Genomic DNA, 22,881 nt, shown 5'->3' on the forward strand with positions numbered 1-22,881 from the left:
TCTGTCCCTCTTCTGTCGGCTGCGTTCCCACGCGAGACAGCGGCATACTAGCGATCTGCCGGGGCATTTGGAACACCGTGCAGAGCGATCATGGTCGCGGCGTGCTGCGGTTCCATCTGCCGCATGTCGGGCACACGCTGCAGGCTTTCGATCATCGCCCGTGCGATCTCGCGCTCGCCCATGATGACGGTATCGGCGCCCAGTCGCGTGAGATGATCGACCTCGGCATCCGAATGGGCGCGGGCAATGATCCGGATTTGTGGATTGGCGACGCGCGCCTGCTGAACGATCTGTCCGGCTTCGAACGCTTCGGGAATCGCGACCACCAGATATCGGGCGGCGGACGGATTGGCGGCGGCGAGCACGTCGGCGCGGACCGCATTGCCCATGATCGCCTCGATATTGTTCTGCTTGAGCCCGGCGACGACCGCATCGGCATCTTCGATGACGAGGAACGGCTGGCCCGCCTCCTTCATGGCACTGCCGACGATGTTCCCGACCCTGCCGTAGCCGACCAGGATCGCGTGATCGGTCAGGCTCGTGACCGGGATCGGTTCGCGGGCGGCAGGAGCGGCTGTCTCCCCCGATGACCGGTCCCGATCATGGCGCGCTATCAGCCAGTCCACGCCTGCGAAGATCAGCGGATTGAGCATGATCGAGAGGATCGCTCCGGCCAGGATCAGGTCGCGACCTTCCTTGGGAAGCAGATTGGTTACAACGCCGATCTCCGCCAGGATGAAGGAGAACTCACCGATCTGGGCAAGACTGGCCGAGATCGTCAACGCCGTAGAGACCGGGTGCCGGAACGCCAGCACGATCAGGAAGGCTGCTACCGACTTGCCGATGGTGATGATGAAGAGCGTGGCGATCAGCGGCCACGGCTCGCGGATTACGCTCATCGGATCGAACAGCATGCCGACGGAAACGAAGAACAGCACCGCAAAAGCGTCCCGCAGCGGCAGCGACTCCTGCGCGGCGCGCTGGCTGAGCGGGGATTCCGTCAGCATCATCCCGGCGAAGAAGGCGCCGAGCGCGAGCGAAACGTCGAACAGCTTGGTCGCACCGAATGCAACGCCGAGCGCGATCGCCAGCACGGCGAGCCGGAACAGCTCGCGGGAGCCGGTGTGCGCAACATAGTGGAGGATCCAGGGGATGAGCCTGCGCCCCACCACCAGCATCAGGGCGATGAACAGGCCGACCTTGGCGACTGTGAGCAACAATGTGCCCGTGAGTCCAAGACCAAGGCGCGCCGCGAGCGGACCGGCGGTCTGCGCATCGCCGTTGCCACCGAGCACGCTCGCAAGCGCGGGCAGCAGCACGAGCGCGAGCACCATCGCCAGATCTTCGACAATCAGCCAGCCGACGGCGATCTTGCCGCGATCGGTATCCATCAACCGCCGCTCTTGCATCGCGCGAAGCAGCACGACGGTGCTGGCGACCGACAATGCCAGCCCGAACACGAGGCCCGCTCCAACTGACCATTCCATGGCCAGGGCGAGTCCGAGCCCCATCAGCGTCGCGACGGCGATCTGGACGACGGCACCGGGCAGCGCGATGGCGCGGACAGACAGGAGATCGTTGAGAGAGAAGTGCAGGCCCACCCCGAACATCAGCAGGATGATGCCTAGTTCCGCCAGCTCCGTTGCCAGCGACTGGTCCGCCACGAAGCCGGGCGTAAACGGACCGGCCGCAACTCCCGCGAGCAGATAGCCAACCAATGGTGGAAGTCGGAACCGCTGGGCGAGGGCACCGAACACAAAAGCGAGCCCAAGCCCTGCGACAATGGTCGCGATAAGTGGCGTATCATGCAGCATTTTGGGCTTTTCGCACAATCTGCCGCCGATGTCTCGCGGACCATTTGTGGCGGCGTGTCGCACGTGCTGCTCGTGTTGATTGGCCCCGTAGCCCGGGTGGAGCGCAGCGCAACCCGGGACCTCTGCATCAACGTTTACGAGCGTCCCGGGTTACGCTGACGCTCCACCCGGGCTACATACCACCCCGATGGAAACCGATGCGCAGTCCCTCAGGATCGAAGTCGAACATGCCGGCGCGGTCTCGGCGCTGCTGCTTCGTCCGCCGCAGGCGCGCGCCACTTACGTGTTTGCCCACGGTGCCGGTGCCGGCATGACGCATGCCTCGATGGAGGCGATTGCCGCAGGCCTTGCCGCGCGCGGCATCGCGACGTTGCGTTACCAGTTCCCCTACATGGAGAAAGGCAGCAAGCGCCCCGATCCGCCCGCGATTGCGCATGCCACCGTGCGCGCCGCGGTGGCGGAAGCTGCAGAGCGGTGCGCCGGGCTGCCGATCTTTGCCGGCGGTAAATCCTTCGGCGGACGGATGACCTCGCAGGCTCAGGCAATCAAGCCGCTTGCCGGTGTGCGCGGCCTGGTGTTTCTCGCCTTCCCGCTGCATACAGCCGGAAAGCCATCCACCGAGCGGGCAAAGCATCTCGCGGATATCAAAATCCCGATGCTGTTCCTGCAGGGCACGCGCGATGCGTTGGCGGAATTGAAGCTGCTCGAGCCGGTGGTCAAGGAGCTCGGATCATTGGCGACGCTGCATCTGGTGAAGGAAGCCGATCATTCCTTCCATGTGCTGGTCCGTTCAGGCCGCAACGACCGCGAGGTGATGGACGAGGTGCTCGATGCATTCGCAGCGTGGGTGGATTCGGTCCTTTGAAGGCGCCTTCCGTTCAGTGAGCGCTCCCCTCACGCCTCTCCCAGATCGATCTGCGTCAATATCCCCTGCCGCAGCGCCAGCCGTACCAGCTCGATATCCGAGCCGACGCCGAGCTTGTCCTTGATGAGGGAGTGCAGGTTCGCCACCGTCTTGGGACTGATGTGAAGCGCCGCGGCAATTTCCTCGGTCGTCCTCTCGGCCAGCAGCATGCGCAGCACTTCGAATTCGCGCGCGGAGAGAACATCCGCGGCAGCGGCTTCGCCAGCAAGCCGGCTGAGCGCCAGTTCATGGTCGATGTCAGGACTGATGGCGATCTTTCCGGCCAGAACGTCCATCACGGCGTGCACCAGCGTCTCGGGCGGGCTTGTCTTGGTGACATAGCCGCTGGCGCCGGCACGGATCGCCTGCACCGCGAAGGCCGCGTTCTGGTGCATCGTGAACACGAGGATCCTGGCGCGCTTGTCCCATTGCCGGATGCGCCTGATTGCCTCGATGCCGCCGATGCCGGGCATGCTCAGATCCATGATGACCAGGTCGGGCTCGGTGGCCTTGAACAGCCGATAGGCCTCGGCGCCATCGGAGGCTTCGGCAACGACGCGCAATCCCGGCTGCTTCTGCAGCACCGAGCGATAGCCCTCGCGAACGACGGCGTGATCGTCGACCAGCATGATGGCGTGGCCGCTGCCATTCATGCCGCACGCTCCAGGCTGGCGCCATGCTGTCCGGACGGCGCGACGGGAATAACGACGCGCAAGGCGGAGCCGCCGTTTTGCCCGGCTTCAAAGCTCAGCCGCCCTCCGAGGGCGGCGACGCGCTCGCGCATCCCGAGCAAACCCATTCCGGATTTGACGGCGGGATCGCCGAGCCGGCCATCATCCTCGATGTCGAGCTCGATTGTAGCGCCCTCATTCGAGGGAGCCTCCGCCTCACGCATGCTCAGTCGTAGCATGACCCGCGTCGCGCCCGCATGCTTGGCCGCGTTGGTGAGCGCTTCCTGCACGATGCGGTAGAGATTGGCGCTGACCGCCGCAGGCGTATTCTCCAACCGACCGAAAAAAATGATTTCGAAGCGGGGCTGTCCCCGGCTGCGCCCGTTCCAGCCGGCGACCAGACCTTCCAGGCTTGCCGCCAGTCCAAGTTCCTCGACGTCGGGCGGACGCAATCTGAACAGCGCGCCGCGCAGGGTCTCCATCATGTCGGTCGCAATGCGCGCAATGCCGTCGCATTCGGCGAGCATGGCGGGACAATCCTGTCCCGCGGTATGGCGGGCCGATGCCGCCAGCGCGCGGATCGCGGCGAGCGACTGCCCGAATTCATCGTGCAACTCCCGCGCCAGATGTCGGCGCTCCTCGTCCTGCAGCGCGATCAGCCTGCGGGTCAATTCGCTGCGCTCGGACAGCGCCGTGCCGAGGCTCTCCGCGAGGTGATTGAACACGTCGCGGATGGTCGAAAGCTCGGCAAGATCGAACGGCGGCAGGCGCGCGGTGAGGTCGCCTGCGGCGATCCGCTCGAGACCGCTCCGGATCAACCGCGTCGGACGCAGCGCGCGTGCAAGGGCCGCATAGACCAGCGCGCACAATAACGGCAGCGCGAGCGCGAGCACGGTCATCAGACGGCCCGCTTCGTGCCAGGCCCCGGCCGTGAGCACGGCCGGATCAACCCAGACGACGGCTTCGCCGATGATGGCGCCGCGAGACATCACGGGCCGCGTGGCCTCGCGGCCGGGATCGAACAGGCTGCGATAGAACGCAGCGAATATTTGTGGCGGAGCGCTGTCCTCGTTCGGCGCGCCGCCGCAGAAGCGCTGCCGGATATCGCCATCGCTGGCGCGAAACGCAAGACAGAGACCGGGCGTTATGACCGCCGTCGCGACATTGTCGAGGTCGGGAAATTCGGGCCGCGGATTGTTCACCCACTGGATCTTGTTTTGCTGCAGCTCCAGCGTCTTTGCCGCGACGTCGGCGATCGCATTGGTCCTGGCCCGCACGGACCTATCGGCGTCGATGAGGAAATAGGCCGAGATGGCCGCAAAGCAGAGGGCAGATACGGCTGCAACGCGCAGCATCAACCGTACCTTCAGATCGCTCCTGTGGTCCCACATCTTGCGGATCCCCCTCGCGCGGACAACTTTGGACTCCCGCTCTACGAGCGGGACCCATACATTTAACGGCAGAATGCAAGCGGCGGAAAGCGCTGCTCGCAACCCGAGAATGACGTCGTGAAGTTTTCCCGGTTACCGTCGGGAGGGCTCAGCTTCAGCGGTGGGCCTGGTCGGCATAGCCTGGACGCCCGCATGATCACTGAAAGGTCCGCCGATGCGCCGATCCCGTCTTGGTTTGCTCACCGTTGCCGTGCTTGGGCTCTTGCTGGGGTTCGGTTCCGCCAATGCCGATACCGGAGCGCCCGCAGCCCGGACTCTGGGCGTCACGATTGAAGACTTCGGCTATCTCGACACCTCGGGCGAGCCTATCGATCAGACCGCCGCCCATCAAAAGCGCGTGCAGGCGTTCATGGCCGGGCTGAGACGCGACGTCGAGGCGGACGGACACTACCGCCTCGTCCCGCCCTCGACGGACGATCGGGCGACGTCCGCCGAGCGCATGCAGGCCGCGGCGCAAGGCGGCGCCAACGTCCTGATCACAGGCGCGGTGCAGAAGATGAGCACCCTGGTCCAGTTCGCAAGCGCGGCGGTCATCGACGTCGGCACCAACCGTATCCTGTTCGAAAGGCGCTACACGTTTCGGGGCGACAATGACGAGGCGTGGGATCGCGCCGAGACCTTCCTGTCCCGCGACATTCGTGCGGCACTTGCGGCGCAGCTAGCTGCATCTGCGGCAATTGCGTCTGCGCCTATCGCGCTTGCGGTGTTCGACTTCGAGCTGGAAGATACCACTGCCGCCGCTCAGGCAAGCGGTGTCGCGGCTTCGGATGCGGCACAATTGGCCGATGCCACCAATGGCGTTCGCGAACTGCTCGCGCAATCGGGCCGCTACCGGGTGATCGAGAGCAGCGGCACGAACGCGGAAGCGGTCAAGACGCATACGCTGCGCGACTGCGGCGGCTGCGAAGCCGGCATCGCCCTGAAACTCGGCGCGGATCAATCGCTGATCGGCGTGGTGCGGCGGGTCAGCCGCACCGAATACACGATCGGATTTCAAGTCCGCGACATCAGGACCGGCGCCGTCGTTTCGCGGGCCGACAGCGGGCTTCGCATGGGCGCCGACTATTCGTGGCGGCGGGGCGCCGTGCGCCTGGTCAAGGATCACCTGCTCGAGAGGCAGGCTCAGCAGTAAGCGGCTGCACACGACGCGCCACCTCGGAGCGCCGGCCGGCGGCGGCCCGAACAACCGCGTTGGCAACAGCAGTGATGTCAGAGCATGTTGCCGATGATCTTCGTCATCTCGGCCGCCGAATACGCCCGCAGTGTCTCGCTGCGAACATTGCCGAGGGCGCCAAGGCTGAGACTGAGCGACATGGCGGACGACTCATCCGGCGCCTCGAGGAAGGTCACGACGTCATATCGCCCCTGGGTCCAGCAGATCTCCTTCACCGTCACGCCGAACGTCTTCGCCATTTCCTTGAAAGCTTCCGCTCGCTTCGGAGAGTCCTTGGCGTTGCGGATTCCCTGATCGGTGAACTTCGCCAACACGACATAAGTTACCATGGCCGTCCTCCCTAGGTTAGGACCCTGTGCAACTTGGCATGAGGAAGTCGCGCTGAGCATGCCACAGCGGCCCGCAAGCGGCCACAGGCTCCTTGAGGAAGGTCATGGGACGTGACCAATTTTGCCAGGCGGCTTCAATTTGGCTACGATGACGCCATGGCACCGACAAGAATCCTGATCGTCAATCCCAACACCACCGTCACGATGACCGAGACCATCGCCGCCGCGGCGCGCGCGGTGGCATCTCCCGGCACTGAGATTGCTGCCGTGACCTCGGCGATGGGACCGGTCTCGATCGAAGGATATTACGACGAGGCCTTCGCGGTCCCCGGCTTGATCCAGGCGCTACTCGGCGCGCAGCACGCTGATGCCGGCATCATCGCCTGCTTCGACGACACCGGATTGGATGCGGCGCGATCGGCGGCGCCATTCCCGGTGGTCGGCATTTGCGAGGCGGCGCTGGTCACCGCCGGCCAACTCGCAAAGCGCATCGCGATCGTCACCACGCTGCCGCGCTCGGTCGTGCCGCTGCAAGAGCTGGTGCGCCGCTATGGATTTGCCGAACGGGTCTCGGTGACAGCATGCAACGTCGCGGTGCTCGATCTGGAAAAACCGGGCTCGGGCGCGGAGGAAAAGCTTCGCGCCGAGATCGAGCAGGCGCTGGACCGCGGCGCGGAGGCGATCGTGCTGGGCTGCGCAGGCATGGCCGATCTTGCGGCCGCACTGTCGCAGAAATTCGGCGTCCCCGTCATCGATGGCGTGGCCGCCGCGGTGAAGCAGGCCGAGGCGCTGGTCGGCCTCAAGCTCACGACCTCGCGCCGCGGCGCCTACGCGCTTCCAGCCGCGAAGGGCTACATGGGCCTACTCAAACAATTCGCGCCGAAGGGTGTGTGAGCCCGTCATTGCGAGGAGCGACAGCGACGAAGCAATCCATATCTCCGCAAGCGGCACCATGGATTGCTTCGCTTCGCTCGCAATGACGGAAAGAGTGTCTACGCTGCTGGCGGCGCGCCGTAGATGCGGTCGCGCAAGCGGCGCATGCCGGCGAGCCAGCGGTCACGATTGGACGCTTTTCGCTGTATGTACTCCTGCACCTGCGGGTGCGAGAGGATCAGGAAGCGTTCTTCCGCCATCGCCTCGATCACGATGCGCGCGACTTCGGCCGGCTGCATGACGCCATCGACCCGCGCCGCGCTCGGGCCCGGCGTGGTCATGCCCGTCTGCACCGATTGCGGGCACAGCACGGAGACGCGGATGCCGCGGTCGCTATACTGGATGGCAAGATGCTCGGCGAGCGCGACCGCGGCATTCTTGGTCACGCCATACGGCATCGAGTTCAGCGACGCCAAGAGACCCGCGGCGGACGCCGTGTTGAGCAGATAGCCGGAGCCGCGCGCGAGCATGCCGGGCACCAGCGCCCGCGCCGCGAACACGTGGCTCATCACGTGCACGCGCCAGCTCACATCCCAGTCAGCATCGGAGGCGGTCTCCTGTCCCTTGCGCGACAGCCCGGCATTGGAGAAGAAGATGTCGACCGGACCATATTTGGCTTCCGCCGCCGCGACCAGCGCCTTGATGTCCTCTTCCAGCCCGACATCGGCGGTCACCGCCAGCCCGTCGATATCGCCGGCGACGCTCGCGAGCCGCTCGCGCGTGGTCTTGAGATCGGCGACGACAACGCCGCGGGCCCCAGCCTCAGCATAGGCCCGCGCCACGGCCTCGCCGATACCGCCAGCCGCTCCGGTCACGACGCAGACTTTGTCTTTCACATGCACGACGGAGCACTCCCTCTTCGGTTTGACTCCATCTTTTCGCCACCTAGCGGGGCTGGCAACCGCTTTCTGGATGGCGCTTCTAGCGCTTCGGTTCTGATTGAATCAGAACCGAAACGCTAGATTCTTGTTTTGACGCGTCTTCTTCACGCGAACCGGTGCCTACTTCGCTCGAAAACACTCTAGTCCCGATTCGGACGCAATCGGGACCCGCGGAACCGCCCATCCATGGCTTGACTCGGGTTTGAAATCTGATTTCATATATGCAAATAAGAAGACATATATGAAATGAGGAAACCATGGCCGTCCTGCCCGAAGCTGCCATCAACCACTACCGTGAGCACGGCTACTACGCGCCGATCAGGGTCCTGTCGGCGGGCGAGGTCGAAGGCATTCGCACGAAACTGGAGGCGCATGAGGCCGCGTACGGCCTGCTCAAGGGATCGATGCGCCACAAGAGCCATCTGCTGTTCACTTGGCTTGATGGCCTGATCCGCCATCCGGCCATTCTCGATGCAGTCGAAAGCGTGATCGGCCCCGACATCCTCTGCTGGAGTTCCACCTTCTTCATCAAGGAGGCCCGCGATCCCGGCTTCGTCTCCTGGCATCAGGACTCGACCTATTGGGGACTCGACCCCGCCGATATCGTCACCGCATGGGTCGCGCTGTCCGAAAGCACCGCCGAGAATGGCGCCATGCGCGTCATTCCCGATACCCAGACGCTGGAGCAGGTCGCCCACCGCGACACCTTTGCGACCGACAACCTGCTGACGCGCGGGCAGGAGATCGCGGTCGACGTCGATGAGAGCAAGGCGGTGATGCTGCAGCTTCAGCCCGGCGAGATGTCGCTGCATCACGTCCGCCTGATCCATGGCAGCGACCCGAACCCATCGGGCAAGCGCCGGATCGGCTTTGCCATCCGCTATCTGCCGACCCATGTGCGGCAGGTGGTGGGAACGAACGACAGCGCCACGCTGGTGCGTGGCGTCGATCGCTACAGCAACTTCGCGCCGGAATATGCTCCGGAGAGCGACCTGTCCGAGGCCGCGATAGCCTTCCACGCCCACGTCATGGGCGACCAGCAGAAGGTCTTGATGCGGAACACGCAAGCGAGCGCCATGCGATGAGCATGCCGCCGATGGAGAGCAAGCCCAGATGACCGACCTGATTACCGATCCCAACGATCCCCGGCGCCGTATGTTCGGCGATTACCGGTTGAAGCCGAACAGCGGGGTCAATCCACCCTACTCGCCGGCCTATCCCGTGGAGTGGGGCTGCACGTTGCGGACGGTCGAGATCATGACGCGCGTCGCGCCGGGCAAGGTGGCGAGCCTGCTTGCGGATACCCCATTCGAGATCGCGAGCGACCGCGTCGCTTTCCGTTTCATGGTGTCGCCGGGCCATTCGCTGGCGGTGCATGCCGGGCAGATGTTCGATCTGATGATCACCGTTCCCGTGCGCTACAAGGGCCTGTTCACCGAGACGCATATCTTCATGTATTGCAGCGACCCGATGGGGATCTGCGCCGGCCGTGAGGTCTTCGGCTACACCAAGAAGGATGCGCACTACACCTTCAATGAGCAGCCGGACGGCTCGATCAACGGATCGGTCAGGCGGCGCGGCATTGCGCTGGCGGACTTTTCCTTCACACCCGATCCGAAGGCGCCGGTCGTCCGCATCGTCGACGGCAACGAGCTGCCCGCCGGCGAAATCCATGTCCGCCGCCTGCCGCATCCGGAGCGCCTGGAGACGGCCTATGCCGACATCGCTTATCGCCGCACGCCGCTGAAATATTCCGCGCCGCTGCCCGGCCGCGCCTCGATGACGCTGCACGCGAGCGAATACGACCCGATCGCGGATCTCAAGCCGGAAATCCTGGGCGCGCAATTCATGGTGTCCGAGGTCTATGGCGGCGGTTTCGAGGTCGAAGACCGGCGGCTGATCGAGCGCCTGATTCCGTAAACGACAACATCGACCCGCGCGCCAAGCACGCGCGGGCGCAACCATCCGTGCGAGAGCGCGGACCACACAAGGGAGGGTTTTGGATATGATAAAGTCTATTTCGTTGAACCGCCGCCGGCTGATGGCCGGCCTTGGCGGCATGGCATTGGGCCTTGCCAGCTTCGGCGTAGAGGCACAGGAGCCCGGGCCGCTTCGGCTCGGCGTGCTTACGGATATGTCGAGCCTCTATGCCGATGTCACCGGACCCGGATCGCTGCTGGCGGCGAAGATGGCGGTGGAGGATTTTCAGGCCTCGCCGCACAAGATGACCAGGCCGATCGAAGTCATTAGCGGCGACCACATGAACAAGGCCGATCTCGCCGCCAACATCGCGCGCGAATGGATCGACCGCAACAAGGTCGACGCCATCATCGACGCGCCGAATTCCTCGGTGGCGCTCGCGGTGCGCAACGTCGTGCAGCAGAACAACAAGACGCTCCTGGTGTCGGGCGCGTCCTCGTCCGATCTCACCGGCAAATCATGCTCGCCAAATCTTGTGCACTGGACCTACGACACCTACGCGCTGTCGTCCGGCGCCGCGCGGGCGGTCGTTGGCAGCGGTGGCAAGACCTGGTTCACGCTGACCGCCGATTACGCGTTCGGGCACGCGATGGAGGCGGACATCAAGAACGTCGTGCAGAAACTCGGCGGCAATGTCGTCGGCGGCGTGCGCACGCCGATCAACAGCCAGGATTTCTCCTCCTTCCTCTTGCAGGCGCAGAGCTCGAAGGCAGAGGTCATCGCCCTGATCAATGCCGGCGGCGACACCATCAATTCGATCAAGCAATCGGTCGAGTTCGGCATCCCGCAGGGCGGCCAGCGCGTGGTCGCGACCGTGCTCTATCTTAGTGACGTGCATTCGCTGGGGCTGAAGACGGCGCAGGGCCTGCAGTTCACCGAATCCTTCTACTGGGATCTCAACGACGATACCCGCGCCTGGGCCAAGCGCTTCGCGCCGCGCAACGGCGACCGCTATCCGACCGCGCTGCAAGCCGGTGTCTATGCCGCCACGCTGCACTACCTCAAGGCCGTCGACGCGCTTGGTGCGTCCAGCGACGGCAAGGCAGTTGTGCAGGAGATGAAGAAGCTGCCGACCGACGATCCCCTGTTCGGCAAGGGCAGCGTTCGCGCCGATGGCCGCAAGCTGCACAACATGTATCTGTTCGAGGTCAAGAAGCCGGAAGAATCCAAATATCCCTGGGACTATTACAAGCTGATCAAGACCATTCCGCCGAGCGAAGCGTGGCGGCCGCTGGAGGAAGGCGGCTGTGACTTCCTGAAATCATGAAGGGCGACGTAGCGCTCGTCACCGGTGGCGGTGGCGACATCGGGCGGGCGATCGCGGTCGCGCTGGCCCGGACCGCCCCGGCCGTCGCGATCGTCGATATCGATGAGGCGGCGGCCGCGGCGACGGCGCGCCTGGTTGAAGCGGCCGGCGCCAAGGCGCTGGCCGTCCGCGCCGACGTCTCCAGCGCGCCGGAGACGTTGGCGTTTATCGAAACGATCGAGCAGAAGCTGGGTCCGATCGGCATCTTCGCCAACAATGCCGGGATCGAGGGCGTGGTCGCACCGCTGCACGAATACCCTGACGACACGTTCGACCGGCTGATGCAGGTCAATGTCAAGGGCGTCTTCCTCGGTCTCAAATACGTGCTGGCGAAGATGAGGCCGCGCGGCCGGGGCGCGATCGTCAACACCGCATCGACCTCGGCGATCCGTGGCCGTGCGGGGCTCGCCGGCTATGTGGCGTCCAAGCATGCGGTGCTCGGCCTGACCCGCACCGCGGCGCTGGAAGTGACGGGAACGAAGATCAGGGTCAACGCGATCCTGCCGGGGCCGATCGAGTCGCGGATGATCCAGGAGCTCGAGGACCAGGCGCGCGAGCGGTCCGTCACGCCACGCCGCAGCGGTGGTGCGCCGTACGGGAAGCCGGAGAATATCGCCGATGTCGTCGCGTTTCTTGCCTCCGACGCCGCCGCGCATGTCAACGGCGCCGCCTGGGTCGTCGATGGCGGCATGACGGTAGGTTAGAGACCCTCCCTTCACCTCTCCCGCTTGCGGGAGAGGTCGGATCGCATCGTCAGATGCGATCCGGTTGAGGGCTCTGTCCACACGAAGAGTCTCGCCTCGCGGAGACACCCCCACCCCGGCCCTCCCCCGCAAGCGGGAGAGGGAGCACACCTCGACCGTGCCTGCCACTCGACTTCTAAGGCACGCCGCCGATCTTCTCCGACACGATCTTCGCGGCGGCGCGCAACTCGGTGGCGATGGTGGCGGCTTCGCCGGCGGAGATGCGGCCCTCTCGCACCAAGGGCACGGTCAGCGCAGCGACCGCGCGGCCCGACGCTTCCACGATCGGGCAGCTATAGGCGAGGATACGCGTATAGCCGTCGTCGTTGGAGAAATTGCCGCCCTCCGCCGAGATTCGGTCGAGCGCCGCGAGCGCCTTCTTGCCGCTGATGCGATCATTGGCGGCGATGACTTCCGCAAGCTCCTCGCGCCGGCCTTCGAGCTGGAACGCCGCCAGCACCATCGCGGACGCGTATTGCTGGGTCAGTGGAAACACGGCGCCGACCTTGACCGACCAGCCCATCAGCCATTCCGGCTCGATCCGCGCGATCACCATGAACTGCTCGCCGTGCAGCACGGTGAGATGGCAGGACAACCGCACCCGGCCGGCAAGCTGCTCCATCACGGGCAGCGCGGCCTTCAATAGCCGCTCCGCCGGCGGGAATTGCGAGGCGATCCGGAACAGTTTCAGCGTCAGCGTGTATTCACCCGTCGCCGGATCGCGCGTGACATAGCCGCGGCGCTCCAGCGCCACCAGCATGCGGAAGATCTCGCCGACGGAGCGGCCGACCCGCTCGGCCAACTGCTTCTGGCTGAGACCGCGCGCCTCAGCCGACAGCGCTTCCAGAAGATCCAGCCCCTTTTCAAGGGCGGGAGCGCCCGGTTGCACATTCTTCGTCTTCTTCATCCGTGAAGCCTTGGGACATGCCGGCACATCATCTCCCTGCCGCAGGCGGCAGGGAACGAAGCCTGGATGTACCTGATCACCCGCGCGACGAAAAGTTATCTGCGCGGCTGGTCCACGTGGGCCACCTCCACGCCTGTGAATTGCCTTAACGATTCGCGCCGATTGGCTTCCGCTCTGCGCCCCTTACGACCCGGCCGGTCGAAAACAGGCAACCATAGTCCGCGACATCGCTGTCGATGCCGTTCGACCTCATGAGGTGCCACACCATGCTCTGATTGCTCGTGAGCACGGGGACTCCTGAGACTCTCTCGAGCTCGGCAATCGCCGGCGCCGACTTGATGGCCGTGCAACTGATCAGGCAGGCATCCGCGCGCGGATCGATCGCGCCCTTGGCCCAGTCGAGGATCGCCTCGGGGCTGAGGCCCGCCATTTCCGAATTGGTGTTGATCCCGAGATTGGCGCCGCCCGCGACCTGGAAACCGCTGGCTTCCAGGAACGCGATCTCGCGCGCGTGCACCTCATCGATATAGGGCGTCAGCAGCGAGACCCGCCTCGCGTTCAGGCGCGTCAATCCCGCCAGGATCGCATCCGCCGTGGTGAAGCAGCGGATGCCGGAGGCCGACTGGATGCGCTCACGGATTCCGCCGGCGAGCTCCGGCGCGAAGGTCGAGACCGCCGTGCAATGGAATACGATGACATCGACCTCGGCGTCCGCCAGCAGCTCGGAGGCGGCCTCGAGCCGATCGAGCATGCGCATCAGCTCCGGCTTCGAGCTGCCGCGCAACGCCAGCCGTGTCACCAGCATGGAGACTTGCCGCGGCAGCATGGCGCGGATCTCCGGCTCGGCCACCGAATTCCCGGATGGAATGAGCAGCCCGGCGCGAAGCCGGCTGCCGTAGTCGATATCAGATAAGGTCGACATGGTCGTGGCCGTCAGGCCGCCGCGACGTCGTGCTGCGCGGCGTGCAGATAGCTGCGGTTGATGTAGTCGGCGGCTTGCGATTTGACGCGGTTGGGCACCGCGCGGATTAAGGAGCTGATCTCGATCAGCGCCTGCACCGCGGCGTCGTTCGCATCCCCATCGCGGGGGAAAATCTCATCCCTGGTGTATTCGTCGCAGGCGCGCTCGGCATAGCGCTGCGCGATCCCGGTTTCGGCGATCGCGATCGGGCTGACGCCGGCACGGTTGGCAAAAAACCACTCATGCGCCCGCACGAAGGCGCGCATGAAGCGGTGCATCGTGTCCGTATTCGCCTTCGCCCAGCGGCTGTCGACGTTCAGCGAGGTGAACTGGAAATACGGCACCTCCTGGCGAGGCTCGCACAGGCTGGGATAGCCTTGGTCGATCGCCATGTAATTCAGCGGCGCGCCCTGCAGGCCGGCATCGATCTCGCCGGACTGCAGCATCTGCCAGCGCGTCAGGATCGGGCCGACCGCACGGATCTTGTAATCGCGCGGGTATTCGAGGCCGCGTGCGGCGAGCAGCTTCATGACCAGCGACGAGCTGCCCGCCTCGATCGAGGAGACGCCGACGGTCTTGCCGCGCAGATCCTCCGCCGTCCTGATGTTCTTGCCGGTGATGAAGGAGAACGGCAGCCGATTGACATTGCCGCCGACGATTTCGAGGAAGCCGCCGGCCTCGCTGTCGAGGATCACGTGCTCGGTGATCCCGTAGCCGAGCTCGGCGCGGCCATCACGAATGCGATTCGTCACCTCGTCGACACCCTCATAAAGCTCGATCGCGACATCGAGCCCTTCATCTGCGAACATGCCGCGGTGCTTGGCGATCCAGACCGGCATGTTGAAGTAGTTCCGCGAGACCGCGGTGAATGTCAGCTTCTTCATGATTTGCTCCCTTAGACGGCCGAAGCCGCGCGGTCCTGCAGTCTCGCTTCCGACGCGGCTGAAAGCCGGATCGGCGTCCGCGCCCCCGAGGTGATCACCACGGCACCGCCGAGCAGCAGCACGCCCGCAATCAGGAACGCGCCGGAATAACCGCCGGTGGTCGCGACCACATAGCCGGTGACGATCGGCGCGGCCGTGCCGAACAGATTGCCGCCCATGATCAAGAGACTGGTGGCGGCGCCGTTATAGCGACCGTCGGTCATCAGGTCGGCGGTAAGCGCAATGTTCATCGCCATCGCGGTGGCCACGCAGGCAAGCGAAATGCTGATCAGCATCGTAATGACCCAGATCGAATCGACCAGCGGAGCAGCAAGGATCACTGACGACAGCAGCAGCATCGCCGCGATCAGCTTGCGCCGGTCGGCATTCCCTCGACCTGATTTCTTCAAGAGGCTGTCGCTGAACCAGCCGAGGCCAAGGCCGAGGATCGCGGCCACGCCATAGGGAATGGCGGAGAACAGGCTCGACTTGAGCACATCCATGCCACGCGTGGCGGCGAGATAGCTCGGCAGCCAGGTCATGAAGAGATAGAGCGTATAGCCGGCGCAGCCTTGCGTGAGCGCCAGCGCCCACATCGAGGGGCTGCTCAGAAGTCCTTTCAGCGCGGCCGACTGATTTAACTCGCCGGCTCCCCGTGCGGCGATGGCGCCTCGGTTCTTCAGGATGAAATCGCGCTCTTGTGCGCTGAGCCACGACGCACGTTCCGGCTGGCGATATAGCGCGAACCAGAGCAGCGCGAGCACGACGCCGGCGGCGCCGGTGATGTAGAACGACTCGCGCCAGCCGAACGCGACGATCAGCGAGCCTACCACGACCGAGCCGACGCAAAGCCCGGCATGCGCGCCGCAATTGAGGAATGCCGAGGCGATGCCACGCTCGCCCTCGGGCGCCCATTCGCGGATGATCTTGCCGCCGGCGGGATAGCTTGCGGATTCGCCGACGCCGAGCACCAGGCGCGAGGCGAACAGCGAGGAGTAGGTCGTCGCAAGGCCGGTCCAGATGCCGGCCAGCGACCACAATCCGAGCGTCGTATAGATGACGGCGCGGCCACCATACCGATCGGCGAGCAAGCCCATCGGGATCAGGCAGATCAGATAGGTCCAGAGAAAGGCGGAGAAGATGTAGCCCATGTCGATCGGCGTCAGACCGTAGGTCTCCGAGATCGACTTGGCCGCGACCGAGAGATTAACCCGGTCGAGATAGTTGATGAACATCAGCACGAACAGGCCGATGTAGACAAGATATCGCTTCTGAAGGGCCACCCGCGTTTCTCCCGCCGTCTTTTGTGTTGTTGGCGGCCCACGATGTCACAAACCGGTCAGATAAATAAAACTCATAATTTTCATGTTGAATATGAGTTGAATTCATACAGAAGGCGCCCAGGATGGACGCTGCGCCCCCTCTCCCGCAAGCGGGAGAGGTGAGGGCGTGCCGCGCTAGAACTGCTTCGCGATCAGCGCGCGGAACCAGGTCTGGCCAGGATCGAGCGCGAAGCGCGGATGCCATTCGAGGTCGATCGCGAAGGTGACGTCATCAAGCGGAAAGGGGACCGCGACGCAGGGCAGCGGCGTCTCCCGGTCGCGTGCCCATCGCGCCGGTATGGCGGCGACAAGATCGCTGTTGGCCACGATATGGCGCGCATCCCGCCAGCTCGGCACATTGAACACGATCTGGCGATAGAGTCCGCGGATGCGCAGCGCATCATCGATCACATTGGTGCCGATGGTGCCGGCGACCTTGACATGCGAGAGCGAGGCGTAGAACGGCAGCGTCATCTTGCTGCGACGCGCCGGATTGGTCTTCCGCATCAGCACCACGAAACGTTCGTCGAGCACGCGCAGCCGCTCGCGCCGGCCTTCCGGATTTCCGGACGAGGCAAGCCGGACGTGAATTTCGTCGCCGACGATCTCGTCCTCGCGCGGATCGCCGGTGAAATGCGCCGCATTGATGCGGATGCCGGGCGCCTCCTTGCGCAGGATCGGACACAAGCGCTGCAGCAGGTGGCCCGATACATATTCGGAGATCCGCAGCGTGAAGGTTCGCTCCGCGGTCGCGGGATCGAAGCTTGCGGATTTGTCGATAGTCCGCTCGATCTGCTCCAGCGCCGCATGCGTCGCATTGGCGAGTTCGAGCGCGCGCAGCGTCGGCTCCATCCCGTCGGGGGAGCGGACAAACAGCTCATCATTGAAGGTGTCGCGAAGCCGCCGCAGCGCGTGGCTCATCGCCGACTGCGTCAATCCCATGCGCCGCGCCGCCTTGGAAACACTGCGCTCGGCGACGAGGGCCTCGAGCATGACAAGCAGATTGAGATCGATGGTTCGGGGGCGCATGGCGGGCCGGCAATGGACGGAGACATTCTCCGCCTAGCCCTATCATGGGCCGGTCCCGTTTCTCAAACCGGCCGTCCAAGCCCGGACTGTCGCGTCAGCCTATCTCGTCGGTGTCGGATAGATCAGCGATTGATCCTCGATCTCCTGAGCAGGCAATTTCTCGACGCCGGCCATCGTGTGCAATTGCGCCAGCGGCGGCATGGCCGCAGAGGTCAATTCAACCGGATGCGAATGCGCTCGCCAAAACAGGGTTCCAATAACAATTACAACGGCAATGGCGAAGACTGAAATCATTGAGCGGATCATATGAGGCATCTCCCTCTCCACTCAATTGAGTCCGTACGATCAGCTTAAGGTTTCGAGACCCACGCCGATGTGAATGCGGCGCTAAACCCTGGCGCTCGGCAAGGCAAAGGCCGAGGTCGCCGATTCCTGGACGAAATTGTCGAGAATCACCGCCGCTCCAACCGCGGCAACGACCGCAAACAGGCAGGCCAGGACGAACGCGCGCATCGTGTTTCTCCTCTTCACGTCATTTTGTACCACAGTTCCGCAGCGAATGAGTCTCAGCCGGAGGCAAAAGCGGCGTTCAGGCCGAAAGCGCGAACGCCTCGGCTTCGATGTCGATGAAGGTGCGCCCGAGCGCGCCGACCGATGCGTAGAAATCAGCCGATTTTGCCCGTTCCAGGTCGATGAAGAAGCGCCTGATCCAGGGCGAAAGATGCCGCTCGAAGAAGTCACGGTCGGCACCATTGGGCGCCGCGATGCTGCCGCCAGCCAGACCCGCCATAATCTCGCAGAGGAATCCGGCGTGATCCTCCGGCTCCGTCCGTTCCGGCGCCTTTTCGATGCCGAGACTATCGAGCGTTTCCCGCACCCGAACGAGCGGCCGCCCGTACAATGTCTCGGCAAGATAATGCGACGCATAGGGCAGCAGCGCTCCGTCCCCCAGGCCGGCAAACAGCGCAAAGAACTCGCGCGACGCGCGCTCTTGATCGGTCCGCCCCGCCGCTTCGGCCAGCGCGATATGCACTATTCCGATCGGGCTGGCATCGCCACGCAGGCCGGCGAGACGGGAAAGAAGTTCGGCGTCCGGGCTGCGCGTCAGCAGGGTCGCCAATAGCGCGTATTCCTGCGCCCGGGCGCGATCAATCTCGTCGACGATGCGCGGTGCAGTGCCCTTTGAAATTGAATCCGTCATGGTTCGATCCAAAAAGACATGGCGCCCTGTCGATCGCTATTGCGGCAATGCGCTGCCATGACGCCGCTTTCGGGGAGATTCTAGCGCTTGCTCGCGAGGGGCTTGCTCGCCTTGCGAGCCAAGGTCCTGCATTTCATTCGATTGTGCAGCAGCATCAGCTAGCGACGGTCCCTCTGTCGCGGGCGGAGGATCGAGAACGGGTTCGGCGGAATTAGCCGCCGCGGGCCGAACCGTATCGGCGGGCGACGTCATGTCTGAGAGCGTATCCGGAACCTGCTCCAGCCGCCGCGAGACCTGCGCGAGAAGGTCAGTGGCGTTTTCCGTCGGACCGAGCGGGCCGAACCCCGGAATTGCGGTCGGGTCGTTGAAATCCCACTGGTTCTCCGCGATGCCGATGAAGTCGCGAATAGCGGGATCGCTGGTCCAGGCCCGGCGCAATGCCGCGCGGGTCAATTCGGCCGGCACGCCGGCGCGCAGGAACGCGGTAATGTCGGTATTGGCGAGAATCGATTCGATTGACGGCAGGCTGGCGAGGTCGAACGGTTCATCGCCCGCCGCGTCGGCTGCAGGCGGCGCGGCTGCTTCTTGATTGTCCGTCGGAGCGGCCTCCGTATCTGGACGCTCTTTTGCGGCCTGCTTCAGCCGCGCCCAGCGAAGGAAAACATTGTGCTCTTCAGCCACGGTGCACTCTCTCTTGTCCTAAGTTGGCGGCCCCTGCCGGTCGCGCTGCCGCTTGATGAAGGGGCGATCGACATGATGCCGGGCGACAAATCGTTCGATGATCTCGGCAATGCCGGTGGGCATCGGCACCGCCTCGACGAGATTGCTCCCGGCGTCGGTGAACGCCTCGCCCTCGGCCGGATCCGCGGTGACGGCAAGCAGTTCGTAAGGCGGCTCGGAGCCGGTCGGGCGCAGATTGACCCACAGGGTGGGCGAGCCGGATGCAAGATTGTCGCGATAGTTGCCGGTCTCGGTGCGGTGCAGTTCGATCACCGCCTCGCCGGCATAGAACAACGTCACCTCTCCTTGCCTATCGAGCGGCGTCCACGGCGCCGCCGAGGGGCTTCCCACGAGCACCGAAACCGGTCGCCACAGGACGTCGGCCCAGGCGCTCCTGCCCTTGCGCCGTTCGACCACAACGCCAACGGAAATGCGCTCCAGCGCCGTCGATATCAATTGACTGCCTCCGCGTTCGCAATCGGCAAGCCGGTGATGAGGTTTTGCGGCTTCAGCCGCAACGCCCCATCGGTGGTCATGGCGAGCAGCAAATAAACCGGCTCGCCCCTGACCTTTTCGATCATATAGGCGGGATCGCGGAACGTCAGCCGGAACAGGCCGATCAACTGAGCGCGCACGCCGTCATCGAGATCGTCGCCATGCCAGATCGCGTCGCCGATGCGAGTGGCGTCGGAGCTCAGTCCGACATACCAGTTCCATGATGCCTCGCGCAGTTCCGCCACCGGCTCGACCTTGACCTCGACCGCCAGCAGATGCGCAAGCCAACGGGCGATCACATCGCCGAGCGCGGCCATCCCCCGCCCGCCAGCGGCGAGGTCCAGCGCCATGTCGAACCGGTCGCTGCGCGCCCAATAGCCGCCCGCCGTGGACTCCTTCAGCACGTCGACCTCAGTGGCCTCGGGCAGCCCGAGCAGCGCCATCAGGGGCGACGCTGAATGCCGGCCGGTTAGCGAGCCCCGTTCCTCGTCAATGGCGAGAACCGAGGCTCCTTCGATCATGAGCTTCTGCGGCCGGAAGAACAGTTCGGCGGCGCGCAGGATGAAAGCATCGCCGCAATCATCCAGCGCGTTGCGCAGGATCAGTTGCACCAGTTGGCCGATGAAGAGCTGGGGAAAGGCGATGTTGCGCCTGATGATCGCGAGATAAGCGGCCTCGAGGCTCCCGTGCTTTACCAGGTGATCGCGCCAGGCGATCATCATCTGCCAGTTCTCGCGCGCATCAGCGTCGGCGATCGCATCGACTTGTGCGGCCGAGATCGGCAGCCGCGGGTGGCTCAGCAGCACGCGATGCAACTCCTGCTCCGCCGCGCAGGCCTCCGGCGGCGGCATCAGTTCAGGCCGCGCCAGATAGGCTTTCAGGAAGTCGTCGGTGACCAGCAGCCGGCCGCTCTTGTCGCGGTCGAGCAGATGATGGCCGCAAGCCAGCCAGAAATCGCGCGGCGCACTCATCCGATACTCCCTGCAAGTCGCTATGCCGCCATCGTATTTTGCCTGAGAGGCAGTATATACTTTGCACATCTTCCCGGCCAGTTTCGCCGGCTGTACCGTATGGCTACACGGGTTCGTGACCGCATGTCTGAGACCGAGAGGCGTGTTTTCATCTGTTCGTGCGAGGGCACGATGTCGCTCGACGGCGATGCAATCAGCCGCGGCTGTCGTCACTCGCCGATGACGGCAGCGCAACTCTGTCGCGCCGAGATTGATCGCTTCCGAGCCATCGCCGCCGAAGACGGCCCGCTCACGGTCGCCTGTACCCAGGAAGCGGCGTTGTTCTCCGACGTGGCCGAAGAAAGTGGCCGCACACAATCCATACAATTCGCCAACATCCGCGAAACCGCCGGCTGGTCCGGCGATGCCGACCGCGCCGGGCCGAAAATGGCGGCGCTGCTTGCGGCAGCGGCCGAGACTGCACCGCCGGCACCATCGGTCGAACTCGAAAGCGGCGGCGTCATCCTGATCTGCGGCCGCGATGAAGCCGCGATCGAGGCCGGCAATTTGCTCAAGGATCACCTCGACGTCACCGTGCTGATCGAGCCGCCCGCCGCCATCGCGCCACCGCGCAGGGACGAATTCCCGGTGGCGAAGGGAAAGGTGACCGCGGCACGCGGCCATCTTGGCGCCTTTGAGATCGTGGTCGACGATTTCGCGGAACGCGCACCCTCCTCGCGCGACACGCTGCTGTTCGGCCCTTCGCGCAACAATGCGCGATCGAACTGCGATATCATCCTCGACCTGACCGGCGGCGTGTCCTTGTTCCCGGCCGCGGATTTGCGCGACGGCTATCTGCGCGCCGATCCCGCTTCCCCCGCGGCGATGCTGCAGGCCGTGCTCAAGGCGCGCGATCTCGTCGGCGCGTTCGAGAAGCCTCGCTACGTCACGTTCGACGCCAAGCTGTGCGCGCATTCGCGCTCAGGGCGCATCGGTTGCACCCGTTGTCTCGATCTCTGTCCCGCAGGCGCGATCACGCCGGCCGGCGATCATGTCGCGATCGATGCGAATATCTGCGCGGGCTGCGGCCAGTGCGCGGCGGCCTGCCCGACCGGCGCCGCCTCCTATGCGCTGCCGCCGGAAGACGCGCTGATGCGCAAATTGCGTGCGCTGCTGATCGCCTATCGTGAGGCCGGCGGCGAGCAGGCGATCGTGCTGGTGCATGACGACGCACATGGTGCGCCGCTGATCGACGCGCTGGCGCGGTTCGGCGATGGATTGCCGGCCAACGTGTTGCCGTTCGCGGTCAACGAGGTCACGCAGTTCGGGCTCGAGAGCATCGCCGCCGCCTTCGCCTATGGCGCGTCTGCGATGCGTTTCCTGCTGCGGGCAAAACCGCGCCATGACGTTGCGGGCCTGACGCGGACAATGGCGATCGCCGATCCGATCCTGGCTGGACTCGGCTTCGGCACGGAGCGGATCGCCACCATCGAGACCGACGATCCGGACACGCTGCTCGAGACGTTGCGCGCGATCCCGTCATTGCCACCGGCGCCGCGCCCGGCGAGTTTCCGGGCCACGGGAAAGAAACGCGACGTGCTGCGTTTTGCGCTCGGCGAATTGCATCGCGCGGCGCCCGCGCCTGCCGATATCATCCCGCTGCCCGCGGGCGCACCGTTCGGTGCGGTGGAAGTCAATGCAACCGGCTGCACGCTGTGCCTGTCCTGCGTATCGGCCTGCCCGACCAGCGCCTTGCGCGACGATCCCGAACGGCCGCTGCTGCGTTTCGTGGAGGACGCCTGCGTCCAGTGCGGCCTATGCAAGTCGACCTGTCCGGAGAACGTGATCACGCTGGTGCCGCGGCTCGATTTCGGCGCGGCAAGAGCCCCTGCCCGCATCCTCAAGGAAGAAGAGCCGTTCTGCTGCATCCGCTGCGGCAAGCCGTTCGGCGTCAAGAGCACGATCGAGCGCGTGGCCGCCAAGCTCGAAGGCAAGCACTGGATGTACAAGGGCTCACCGCGCAAGCTCGACGTCATCAAGATGTGCGACGATTGCCGCGTCAACTTCGTCGCCGAGCAGGGCTTTGAATCCTACGGCGTGGCGAGCCCGGCGGTCCGCACCACCGACGACTATCTGCGCGAGCGCGACGACGCGCCCCCGCCTCGCCGCGGCAGTCACGATTGAAAA

At 64.7% G+C, this 22,881-nt stretch carries 24 protein-coding genes; 8 read left to right on the top strand and 16 right to left on the bottom strand.

The window, feature by feature from the left end; translation table 11 throughout:
- Window positions 1–47: 47 nt before the first annotated feature.
- A complete protein-coding gene (gene ybaL, locus AC5ZGW_RS24670) occupies window positions 48–1,814 on the bottom strand; it encodes a YbaL family putative K(+) efflux transporter (protein WP_130228121.1) in 1,767 nt (588 codons plus the stop codon).
- A 187-nt stretch (window positions 1,815–2,001) separates the two neighbouring features.
- Here ybaL and AC5ZGW_RS24675 point away from each other — a divergent pair, with 187 nt between their 5' ends.
- A complete protein-coding gene (locus AC5ZGW_RS24675; protein WP_130228122.1) occupies window positions 2,002–2,679 on the top strand; it encodes an alpha/beta hydrolase family protein in 678 nt (225 codons plus the stop codon).
- Window positions 2,680–2,708: 29 nt separating this feature from the next.
- Here AC5ZGW_RS24675 and AC5ZGW_RS24680 read toward each other — a convergent pair whose 3' ends face one another.
- Window positions 2,709–3,371 (bottom strand): response regulator, encoded by a 663-nt coding sequence (locus tag AC5ZGW_RS24680; RefSeq protein ID WP_130228123.1) that lies wholly within the window; start codon window positions 3,369–3,371, stop codon window positions 2,709–2,711.
- Window positions 3,368–4,780: a HAMP domain-containing sensor histidine kinase gene (locus AC5ZGW_RS24685; protein WP_130228124.1), complete on the bottom strand. Its 1,413-nt coding sequence runs from the start codon at window positions 4,778–4,780 to the stop codon at window positions 3,368–3,370. The genes AC5ZGW_RS24680 and AC5ZGW_RS24685 overlap by 4 nt, the downstream gene beginning before the upstream one ends.
- A gap of 214 nt (window positions 4,781–4,994) precedes the next feature.
- Between AC5ZGW_RS24685 and AC5ZGW_RS24690 the strand changes: the two genes are divergently transcribed.
- Window positions 4,995–5,972, top strand: a complete 978-nt coding sequence (locus tag AC5ZGW_RS24690; protein ID WP_130228125.1) for a DUF3280 domain-containing protein — start codon at window positions 4,995–4,997, stop codon at window positions 5,970–5,972.
- Window positions 5,973–6,049: 77 nt separating this feature from the next.
- On the opposite strand, the gene AC5ZGW_RS24695 is transcribed toward AC5ZGW_RS24690, so the two are convergent.
- Entirely contained in the window at window positions 6,050–6,343 is a 294-nt protein-coding gene (locus AC5ZGW_RS24695) for a GYD domain-containing protein (RefSeq protein ID WP_028168477.1), read from the bottom strand.
- A gap of 156 nt (window positions 6,344–6,499) precedes the next feature.
- On the opposite strand from AC5ZGW_RS24695, the gene AC5ZGW_RS24700 reads away from it, so the two are divergent.
- A complete protein-coding gene (locus AC5ZGW_RS24700) occupies window positions 6,500–7,237 on the top strand; it encodes an aspartate/glutamate racemase family protein (RefSeq protein ID WP_130228126.1) in 738 nt (245 codons plus the stop codon).
- A 98-nt stretch (window positions 7,238–7,335) separates the two neighbouring features.
- Here the strand turns inward: AC5ZGW_RS24700 and AC5ZGW_RS24705 are convergent, their stop codons facing one another.
- On the bottom strand, window positions 7,336–8,118 hold the full coding sequence (locus AC5ZGW_RS24705) for an SDR family oxidoreductase (protein WP_130228127.1): 783 nt from the start codon (window positions 8,116–8,118) through the stop codon (window positions 7,336–7,338).
- Window positions 8,119–8,414: 296 nt separating this feature from the next.
- Between AC5ZGW_RS24705 and AC5ZGW_RS24710 the strand changes: the two genes are divergently transcribed.
- The 4 genes from AC5ZGW_RS24710 (at window position 8,415) to AC5ZGW_RS24725 (ending at window position 12,147) form a co-directional block, all read left to right on the top strand.
- The gene (locus AC5ZGW_RS24710; RefSeq protein WP_130228128.1) at window positions 8,415–9,242 is read left to right on the top strand and encodes a phytanoyl-CoA dioxygenase family protein; all 828 of its coding nucleotides are present in this window, start codon (window positions 8,415–8,417) and stop codon (window positions 9,240–9,242) included.
- A 28-nt stretch (window positions 9,243–9,270) separates the two neighbouring features.
- Window positions 9,271–10,077, top strand: a complete 807-nt coding sequence (locus AC5ZGW_RS24715; protein WP_207231086.1) for an acetoacetate decarboxylase family protein — start codon at window positions 9,271–9,273, stop codon at window positions 10,075–10,077.
- An 85-nt stretch (window positions 10,078–10,162) separates the two neighbouring features.
- Window positions 10,163–11,404, top strand: coding sequence for an ABC transporter substrate-binding protein (locus AC5ZGW_RS24720; protein ID WP_409334827.1), 1,242 nt, complete (start codon window positions 10,163–10,165; stop codon window positions 11,402–11,404).
- Window positions 11,401–12,147, top strand: coding sequence for an SDR family NAD(P)-dependent oxidoreductase (locus AC5ZGW_RS24725; protein WP_463328225.1), 747 nt, complete (start codon window positions 11,401–11,403; stop codon window positions 12,145–12,147). Before AC5ZGW_RS24720 ends, AC5ZGW_RS24725 begins: the two co-directional genes overlap by 4 nt.
- A gap of 175 nt (window positions 12,148–12,322) precedes the next feature.
- On the opposite strand, the gene AC5ZGW_RS24730 is transcribed toward AC5ZGW_RS24725, so the two are convergent.
- The 11 genes from AC5ZGW_RS24730 to AC5ZGW_RS24780 form a co-directional block, all read right to left on the bottom strand.
- A complete protein-coding gene (locus tag AC5ZGW_RS24730) occupies window positions 12,323–13,093 on the bottom strand; it encodes an IclR family transcriptional regulator (RefSeq protein WP_130229551.1) in 771 nt (256 codons plus the stop codon).
- Window positions 13,094–13,238: 145 nt separating this feature from the next.
- Window positions 13,239–14,015 (bottom strand): maleate cis-trans isomerase family protein, encoded by a 777-nt coding sequence (locus AC5ZGW_RS24735; protein ID WP_130229550.1) that lies wholly within the window; start codon window positions 14,013–14,015, stop codon window positions 13,239–13,241.
- Between the two features lie 11 nt (window positions 14,016–14,026).
- Window positions 14,027–14,938: an ABC transporter substrate-binding protein gene (locus AC5ZGW_RS24740; protein ID WP_130229549.1), complete on the bottom strand. Its 912-nt coding sequence runs from the start codon at window positions 14,936–14,938 to the stop codon at window positions 14,027–14,029.
- An 11-nt stretch (window positions 14,939–14,949) separates the two neighbouring features.
- Window positions 14,950–16,260, bottom strand: coding sequence for an MFS transporter (locus AC5ZGW_RS24745; protein ID WP_130229548.1), 1,311 nt, complete (start codon window positions 16,258–16,260; stop codon window positions 14,950–14,952).
- A gap of 174 nt (window positions 16,261–16,434) precedes the next feature.
- Window positions 16,435–17,328, bottom strand: a complete 894-nt coding sequence (locus AC5ZGW_RS24750) for a LysR family transcriptional regulator (RefSeq protein WP_130229547.1) — start codon at window positions 17,326–17,328, stop codon at window positions 16,435–16,437.
- 99 nt (window positions 17,329–17,427) lie between these two features.
- Window positions 17,428–17,643 (bottom strand): hypothetical protein, encoded by a 216-nt coding sequence (locus tag AC5ZGW_RS24755; RefSeq protein ID WP_130229546.1) that lies wholly within the window; start codon window positions 17,641–17,643, stop codon window positions 17,428–17,430.
- A gap of 72 nt (window positions 17,644–17,715) precedes the next feature.
- Window positions 17,716–17,841, bottom strand: a complete 126-nt coding sequence (locus AC5ZGW_RS24760; RefSeq protein WP_283807046.1) for a hypothetical protein — start codon at window positions 17,839–17,841, stop codon at window positions 17,716–17,718.
- Between the two features lie 76 nt (window positions 17,842–17,917).
- Window positions 17,918–18,529: a TorD/DmsD family molecular chaperone gene (locus tag AC5ZGW_RS24765; protein ID WP_028168468.1), complete on the bottom strand. Its 612-nt coding sequence runs from the start codon at window positions 18,527–18,529 to the stop codon at window positions 17,918–17,920.
- A 36-nt stretch (window positions 18,530–18,565) separates the two neighbouring features.
- Window positions 18,566–19,210, bottom strand: a complete 645-nt coding sequence (locus AC5ZGW_RS24770) for a DUF3306 domain-containing protein (RefSeq protein ID WP_130229545.1) — start codon at window positions 19,208–19,210, stop codon at window positions 18,566–18,568.
- An 18-nt stretch (window positions 19,211–19,228) separates the two neighbouring features.
- Window positions 19,229–19,705: a DUF3305 domain-containing protein gene (locus tag AC5ZGW_RS24775; protein ID WP_130229544.1), complete on the bottom strand. Its 477-nt coding sequence runs from the start codon at window positions 19,703–19,705 to the stop codon at window positions 19,229–19,231.
- Window positions 19,702–20,715 (bottom strand): DUF6352 family protein, encoded by a 1,014-nt coding sequence (locus AC5ZGW_RS24780; protein ID WP_130229543.1) that lies wholly within the window; start codon window positions 20,713–20,715, stop codon window positions 19,702–19,704. Before AC5ZGW_RS24780 ends, AC5ZGW_RS24775 begins: the two co-directional genes overlap by 4 nt.
- A 171-nt stretch (window positions 20,716–20,886) precedes the next feature.
- Here AC5ZGW_RS24780 and AC5ZGW_RS24785 point away from each other — a divergent pair, with 171 nt between their 5' ends.
- Window positions 20,887–22,878, top strand: coding sequence for a 4Fe-4S binding protein (locus AC5ZGW_RS24785; RefSeq protein ID WP_130229542.1), 1,992 nt, complete (start codon window positions 20,887–20,889; stop codon window positions 22,876–22,878).
- The last annotated feature ends 3 nt before the right edge of the window (window positions 22,879–22,881 follow it).

It is taken from the genome of Bradyrhizobium sp. Crot121 (genome assembly GCF_059512385.1).